This window comes from Streptomyces sp. NPDC005402, from assembly GCF_040606575.1.
GTDB lineage: Bacteria > Actinomycetota > Actinomycetes > Streptomycetales > Streptomycetaceae > Streptomyces.
Genome location: NZ_JBEXFB010000002.1, coordinates 637,441 through 643,825, shown reverse-complemented (window position 1 = coordinate 643,825; position 6,385 = coordinate 637,441). Strand labels below are relative to the sequence as shown.

The window sequence follows — 6,385 nt, the reverse complement described above, 5'->3', positions numbered from 1 at the left end:
GGGTTGGGGGGGGTGGCGGGGGGGGGGGGGGGGGGGTGCCGGCCCTGGGTCCGGCGGCTCGGCTGCTTCAGAGGGGCTCGGTACCGGACGCCGGCCGCTGCGGGCGGGCACCCCCCACCCCGTCCCCTTCCCGCCGTACGCGGCTCACGGCCCGCCGTGGCGGCTCAGCCCACCTCGCGGCCGTACGCGCGCAGGGTCTGCAGGGCCTCGATGGTCACCATGGGGCGTGTTTCGCGAGCGGTGGTGGGGGCCCACTGGCGTCGGCGGACCGGCCAGCCGCCGTCCTCCTGCTGTTCGGCCGCGAGGAAGTCCAGCGAACGGGACATCTCGTCGTCCGTGAACCACGCGCGCGCGAGGGAGCCCGGCGTCTTCGCGTAGTCGTGCGGGAAGTGGTGCTCGTCCGGGGCGTAGCCGGGGGTGACGGGGAACGCGCCGAGGTTCGAGGGATCCAGTGCGGCCAGGCGTTGCTCGCGGACCAGGCGGCCGAGGCGGTCGGCGGTCGCCTGCGCGCGCCCGCGGTCGGGGGCGGAGTCCAGGAAGGTCAGGGCGGCCTGGATCTCGTCCGGATGGGACACCCGGAGGGAGTCCACCGCCTGCCAGCAGAAGTCCGTGGCCCGGAACAGCCAGGCGTGCCACACCTCGTTGCGGTGCAGCAGACCGACCACGGGGCCGGTGGTGAGCAGGTCGCTCGGCGGGGCGTCCACGACCGGCAGGAAGGGGGCCGTCGGGTAGCCGCGCTGGGCGGGAGTGACCGCGGGAAGGGCGCCGTCCGGGGTGGACACGGAGGTGAGATAGCGGCACACGCGCTCCACGCGCTGTCCGCCGCAGCGTACGACGGCGTCCAGCACCCGCAGGGCGCGAGCGGTGTGCAGGGGCTGGCTGACCGGACCGCGCAGATCGGGCTCCAGGGCGTGGCCGTAGCCGCCGTCCGCGTTGCGGTAGGCGTCCAGGGCCGTCTCCACCGGGTCGGGGCCGCCGTTCAGGAAGTGGTACGCGAACAGACGCTGTTCCAGCACACGCGCGGTGAGCCAGACGAAGTGCTCGGCGCGGAAGAGCGGGGAGTGCGCCGGTGGCGTCTGGGGTGGGGAAGCTCCTGTTTCGGGCATGCGTCAGACCGTAGGGTGGAAAGCGGTCTCGGCAAGCGGTCCCGGTCCAGGCCACCCCCAGGGGCGGGATACTGGAGTCATGCGGTTGACGGTCTTCTGGCAGCGGATGGCGGAACACTTCGGTCCGAGGTACGCCGACACCTTCGCGCGCGATCATGTGATGACGGAGCTCGGTGGGCGCACGGTGCACGAGGCCCTGGACGCGGGCTGGGACGCCAAGGACGTGTGGCGTGTGGTGTGCACCGTGATGAACGTTCCGGGCGAGCGGCACTGAGACGGCGTGGACATTCCGGGGAGACGTTGCGACCGGGCGTGAATATCTCCCGAAAGCGGCACTGATCGGTCACGAAGATCGCAGGACGGCAGCCATTGTCAGTCAGGTGGGCGAGACTTGCTCCGTGGCACCCACTGACGAGTCCGGGCAGGCAGCCCAGCACGCATCTCCGCTCGGCGCGACGCCCCCCACGCGGCCCCCGGCCGACGGCGCCGGGCCGAACGCCCGCATGCCGCGCTGGCTGCCGCGTGCCATGGTGCTCGCGCTCGCCCTCATCGCCGTGTTCCAGTTCGGCAGTTGGGCCTTCCATCAGCTGATAGGCCTGCTGACCAACATTCTCATCGCGTTCTTCCTGGCTCTGGCCATCGAACCCGCGGTGAGCAAGATGGCCGCGCGGGGCATGCGCAGGGGGCTCGCCGCCTTCTTCGTCTTCTTCGGTGTGCTGATCGTGACCGCCGGCTTCGTCACGCTGCTCGGGTCCATGCTCGCGGGCCAGATCATCAAGATCGTCGAGGATTTCCCGGACTACCTCGACTCCGTCATCGCCTGGATCAACGGGCACTTCCACACCGAGCTGAAGCGGCTGGACGTCCAGGAGGGGCTGCTGCGCTCCGACTGGCTGCGCAACTACGTGCAGAACAGCGCCAGCGGCGTCCTGGACATCTCCGCCCAGGTTCTGGGTGGCCTCTTCCAGCTTCTGACGATCGGGCTGTTCTCGTTCTACTTCGCCGCGGACGGCCCGCGGCTGCGCCGCGCGATCTGCTCCGTCCTGCCACCCGCCCGCCAGGCCGAGGTGCTGCGCGCGTGGGAGATCGCCGTGGACAAGACCGGCGGCTACATCTACTCGCGCGGTCTGATGGCGCTCGTCTCCGGAGTCGCGCACTTCGTCCTGCTCCAGGCCCTGGACGTGCCGTACGCGCCCGTGCTCGCCGTGTGGGTCGGCCTGGTCTCGCAGTTCATCCCGACCATCGGCACCTATCTCGCGGGCGCTCTGCCCATGCTGATCGCCTTCACGGTCGATCCCTGGTACGCGCTGTGGGTACTGGTCTTCGTGGTGATCTACCAGCAGTTCGAGAACTACGTGCTCCAGCCCAAGCTGACCTCGAAGACCGTCGACATCCACCCCGCGGTCGCCTTCGGCTCGGTCATCGCGGGCACCGCCCTCCTCGGCGCGGTCGGCGCCCTGATCGCCATCCCGGCCGTCGCCACCTTGCAGGCGTTCCTGGGGGCGTACGTGAAGCGGTACGACGTCACCGACGACCCGCGTGTGCACGGGCACCGGAAGCGGGGCGAGGGACCTTCGCCGGTCACGCGCGTGCGTGCCCTGTGGGAGCGGCGGCGGCCGGGGACGCAGGACTCCACCGACGACGGCTCGTCCTGAGGACGCCGGGTTCAGTAGGTGACGGCGGCCCACACCGCAGCGCCGATGACGGCCGTGACGTAGGAGCCGATCGCCGCGTACAGGAGTCGTCGCCGTAGCGACTCGCTCCACGGCGTGCGCGAGAGCAGCCAGGCCAGTGCGGGCAGGACCAGGACCGCGTGCAGGCTCACGCCGTGCAGCGGCTTGAGCGGGGCGGTCGAGTGGTAGGCCGCCTCCTGGTGGCCGGTGCGGGTGAGGACGACACCGCGCGCGATCATCGCGGCGCCCGAGGCGAGTGCGACGAGCAGGATCGCGAACCCCGACCGCACCGCGAGGTCCATCCCTGCCGGACCCGAGGGCCGGTGGCGGAAGGAGGCGGCCGCGAACACCGTCAGCAGCACCACCAGGACGCCGCCGCCCACCGCGAGCGTCATGGACACCGCCGTGTCGAAGGGCGTCTCCATGTCGAGGTGCGAGGGCACCCCGCGCCACGCCTGGAGGGTGATGCCGACGACCTCCACCGCACAGTCGGCCGCGAACACCGCGAGCAGCAGGGTGCGCAGCCGGGGGCCGACGCGCAGATACGACGTGACCCAGGTGACCGCGATCAGGGTCACTCCGAAGGACACCCCGAACGTGACCGGCTTGCGCCAGGAGACCGGTCCGTCCCAGGGGCCGCCGTCCACGGCGAACACCACCAGGTGCGCGAGCCCGGAGAGGACCAGGAGGAGACCGGCGGAGTGGCAGAGACGCTCCACGCGGCGTGCGTCGCGGGTCCGTGGCGCCGACGTCCGTGTCGGCTCCGCGGGCGCTTTCGTGAGGGCCGGATCCATCAGTGCCGTGCTCCCCTCCGGGCCAGGGTGGCCACGGCTCCGGCGATCACCAGGGCGGAGAGGGCGACGAGTTCGGCGACCGTCGAGGCGATGAGCGCGGTGTCCCCCGAGGAGAGATGGTCGCCGGTGTTCGGGGTCAGGATCGCGCCCACACCGATGAACAGGCCGACGCCGAGGGCGAGTGCGGTCGTCCAGCCGTTCGTGCGCCAGGTCAGCAGGCCCGCCGCCACGAGCGGGATGACGAGACCCGGCGGCACGGTGGGATAGTCCGCGCCGGTGGCGATCTGGCCCGCTATGGACGCGGCCAGCAGGAGCAGCGCGGACAGGGTCGCGATCACGGCGGGGTGACGCGACGTCCGGCTGTCACGCCGGTGGGTGGTCGAGGTCGTCTCTCGGGTGCTCGGCGTGGTCTCCATGCCACAAGACTCGCGAGTACGGGCCGTCCGGTCGTCGTACCGTCGAAGGCACCTGAAGTACACCGCGGGAAGTAGGCGAAGGGGTCGGAGGAAGCCGCCGGAGCCTGCCGCAGGGAGTGTCCCGGGTGCCGCGTGGTGCGCTTGACACGAAAATCGAACATCCATTCATATGGAAGCTCCGGCGAAGCTGACAACGGGCGTTTCGGCGGGGTTTGCATGGAGAAGTCCCGGAGTTATCCACAGGCCGGGCGGGCATCGGGGCCCATTGTCAGTGGCAGGCGTTAGCGTCTTTGACGTGAAGCGATCGACTCAAGCAAATCGGGTGGAACCCATGGCAGGAACCGACCGCGAGAAGGCGTTGGACGCCGCGCTCGCACAGATTGAACGGCAGTTCGGCAAGGGCGCGGTCATGCGCATGGGCGAGCGGCCGAACGAGCCCATCGAGGTCATCCCCACCGGGTCGACCGCACTCGACGTCGCGCTCGGCGTCGGTGGCATCCCGCGCGGCCGAGTGGTGGAGGTGTACGGACCGGAGTCCTCCGGCAAGACGACCCTCACGCTGCACGCGGTGGCGAACGCGCAGAAGGCCGGTGGCCAGGTCGCCTTCATCGACGCGGAGCACGCCCTGGACCCCGAGTACGCGAAGAAGCTCGGCGTCGACATCGACAACCTGATCCTGTCCCAGCCGGACAACGGCGAGCAGGCTCTGGAGATCGTGGACATGCTGGTCCGCTCCGGCGCTCTCGACCTCATCGTCATCGACTCCGTCGCCGCGCTCGTGCCGCGTGCGGAGATCGAGGGCGAGATGGGCGACAGCCACGTCGGTCTGCAGGCCCGCCTGATGAGCCAGGCCCTGCGGAAGATCACCAGCGCTCTCAACCAGTCCAAGACCACCGCGATCTTCATCAACCAGCTCCGCGAGAAGATCGGCGTGATGTTCGGGTCCCCCGAGACCACGACCGGTGGCCGGGCGCTGAAGTTCTACGCCTCGGTGCGCATGGACATCCGCCGCATCGAGACCCTGAAGGACGGCACGGACGCGGTCGGCAACCGCACCCGGGTCAAGGTCGTCAAGAACAAGGTCGCGCCGCCCTTCAAGCAGGCCGAGTTCGACATCCTCTACGGCCAGGGCATCAGCCGCGAGGGCGGTCTGATCGACATGGGCGTGGAGCACGGCTTCGTCCGCAAGGCCGGCGCCTGGTACACGTACGAGGGCGACCAGCTCGGCCAGGGCAAGGAGAACGCGCGCAACTTCCTGAAGGACAACCCCGACCTGGCCAACGAGATCGAGAAGAAGATCAAGGAGAAGCTGGGCGTCGGGGTACGGCCCGTGGAGCCTGCCGCGGAGCCGGGTGCGGACGCAGCGGTCTCCGCCGCCGCGGACGACGCCGCGAAGGTGCCGGCTCCGGCTGCCGCGAAGGTGACGAAGGCCAAGGCTCCGGCCGCCAAGAGCTGATCCTGTGACACGGCGAACCGACTGGGCCGAGGACGAGGACGCTCCGCGAGGGTGGGGCGGAAGAGGCGACGGGGGTTCTGCCGGGCTGGGCGGGGACGGTACGGGGCACGGAGCGGACGGGGGACACGGCCGTTCGGTGTCATACGGCGACGGAGTGTTCGGCGACGACTCGGCGCACGGCGCCGGTCCGTCCCACCGCGGCGGCCGTTCCCACAGTGACGGTGGGACGTACGGCGACGGTGGGCCGAGCGGCGACGACTCCGTTGACGGGGCGGCACATGGTTCCGGGGCGTTCGGCCGGAGCTCGCGTCGAGGCGGCGGAGCACCTGGCGCGGGCGGTTCCCGTGGGCGTCGGCAGCGCCGACGTGGCTTCGGGGAATCGCCCGGTGAGGACGGAGGCGGCCCCTCCTTGTCGAGGGCCGAGGCGGGGGAACCTCCGGCGGACCCGGTGGAGCGGGCGCGGGCGATCTGTCTGCGCCTGCTCACCGGGACCCCGCGCACGCGCAAGCAACTCGCCGACGCCCTGCGCAAGCGGGAGATCCCGGACGACGCCGCCGAGGAGGTGCTGTCGCGGTTCGAGGAGGTCGGGCTGATCAACGACAGCGCGTTCGCGGACGCCTGGGTGGAGTCCCGGCACCACGGCCGGGGACTCGCCCGGCGAGCGCTCGCCCAGGAGCTGCGCACCAAGGGCGTCGACTCCACGCTGATCGACGTGGCCGTCTCGCAGCTCGACTCCGAGCAGGAGGAGTCGACGGCCCGCGAGCTCGTCGACCGCAAGCTGCGCGCGACTCGTGGCCTCGACCGTGACAAGAGACTGCGCCGCCTCGCGGGCATGCTCGCCCGCAAGGGCTACTCCGAGGGGATGGCCCTGCGGGTGGTCCGGCAGGCGCTGGAGGCGGAGGGGGAGGAGACGGAGTTCCTCGGCGACGAGGGGTTCTGA

The 6,385-nt window shown here is 70.9% G+C and carries 7 protein-coding genes; 4 read left to right on the top strand and 3 right to left on the bottom strand.

What is annotated here, in order from left to right; all coding sequences use genetic code 11:
- Positions 1-164 precede the first annotated feature (164 nt).
- Complete coding sequence (locus ABZT02_RS05840; protein WP_356014570.1) at positions 165-1,106, bottom strand: hypothetical protein; 942 nt, start codon at positions 1,104-1,106, stop codon at positions 165-167.
- Between the two features lie 79 nt (positions 1,107-1,185).
- On the opposite strand from ABZT02_RS05840, the gene ABZT02_RS05835 reads away from it, so the two are divergent.
- Entirely contained in the window at positions 1,186-1,380 is a 195-nt protein-coding gene (locus ABZT02_RS05835; RefSeq protein ID WP_356014568.1) for a DUF3046 domain-containing protein, read from the top strand.
- Between the two features lie 124 nt (positions 1,381-1,504).
- Entirely contained in the window at positions 1,505-2,761 is a 1,257-nt protein-coding gene (locus ABZT02_RS05830; RefSeq protein WP_356014566.1) for an AI-2E family transporter, read from the top strand.
- A gap of 11 nt (positions 2,762-2,772) precedes the next feature.
- On the opposite strand, the gene ABZT02_RS05825 is transcribed toward ABZT02_RS05830, so the two are convergent.
- Together ABZT02_RS05825 and ABZT02_RS05820 are read right to left on the bottom strand one after the other, a co-directional pair.
- Positions 2,773-3,573, bottom strand: a complete 801-nt coding sequence (locus tag ABZT02_RS05825; RefSeq protein WP_356014564.1) for a hypothetical protein — start codon at positions 3,571-3,573, stop codon at positions 2,773-2,775.
- Entirely contained in the window at positions 3,573-3,989 is a 417-nt protein-coding gene (locus ABZT02_RS05820) for a hypothetical protein (protein WP_356014562.1), read from the bottom strand. The genes ABZT02_RS05825 and ABZT02_RS05820 overlap by 1 nt, the downstream gene beginning before the upstream one ends.
- A gap of 331 nt (positions 3,990-4,320) precedes the next feature.
- On the opposite strand from ABZT02_RS05820, the gene recA reads away from it, so the two are divergent.
- Both recA and recX read left to right on the top strand, forming a co-directional pair.
- Positions 4,321-5,445 (top strand): recombinase RecA, encoded by a 1,125-nt coding sequence (gene recA / locus ABZT02_RS05815; protein ID WP_356014560.1) that lies wholly within the window; start codon positions 4,321-4,323, stop codon positions 5,443-5,445.
- Positions 5,446-5,530: 85 nt separating this feature from the next.
- Positions 5,531-6,385, top strand: coding sequence for a recombination regulator RecX (gene recX / locus ABZT02_RS05810; protein ID WP_356014617.1), 855 nt, complete (start codon positions 5,531-5,533; stop codon positions 6,383-6,385).

Bases quoted from the DNA above. Each gene is read 5' to 3' on its own strand.
- ABZT02_RS05840 (WP_356014570.1), bottom strand. From the start codon at position 1,106: ATGCCCGAAACAGGAGCTTCCCCACCCCAGACGCCACCGGCGCACTCC.
- ABZT02_RS05820 (WP_356014562.1), bottom strand. From the start codon at position 3,989: ATGGAGACCACGCCGAGCACCCGAGAGACGACCTCGACCACCCACCGG.
- ABZT02_RS05825 (WP_356014564.1), bottom strand. From the start codon at position 3,573: ATGGATCCGGCCCTCACGAAAGCGCCCGCGGAGCCGACACGGACGTCG.
- ABZT02_RS05835 (WP_356014568.1), top strand. From the start codon at position 1,186: ATGCGGTTGACGGTCTTCTGGCAGCGGATGGCGGAACACTTCGGTCCG.
- recA (WP_356014560.1), top strand. From the start codon at position 4,321: ATGGCAGGAACCGACCGCGAGAAGGCGTTGGACGCCGCGCTCGCACAG.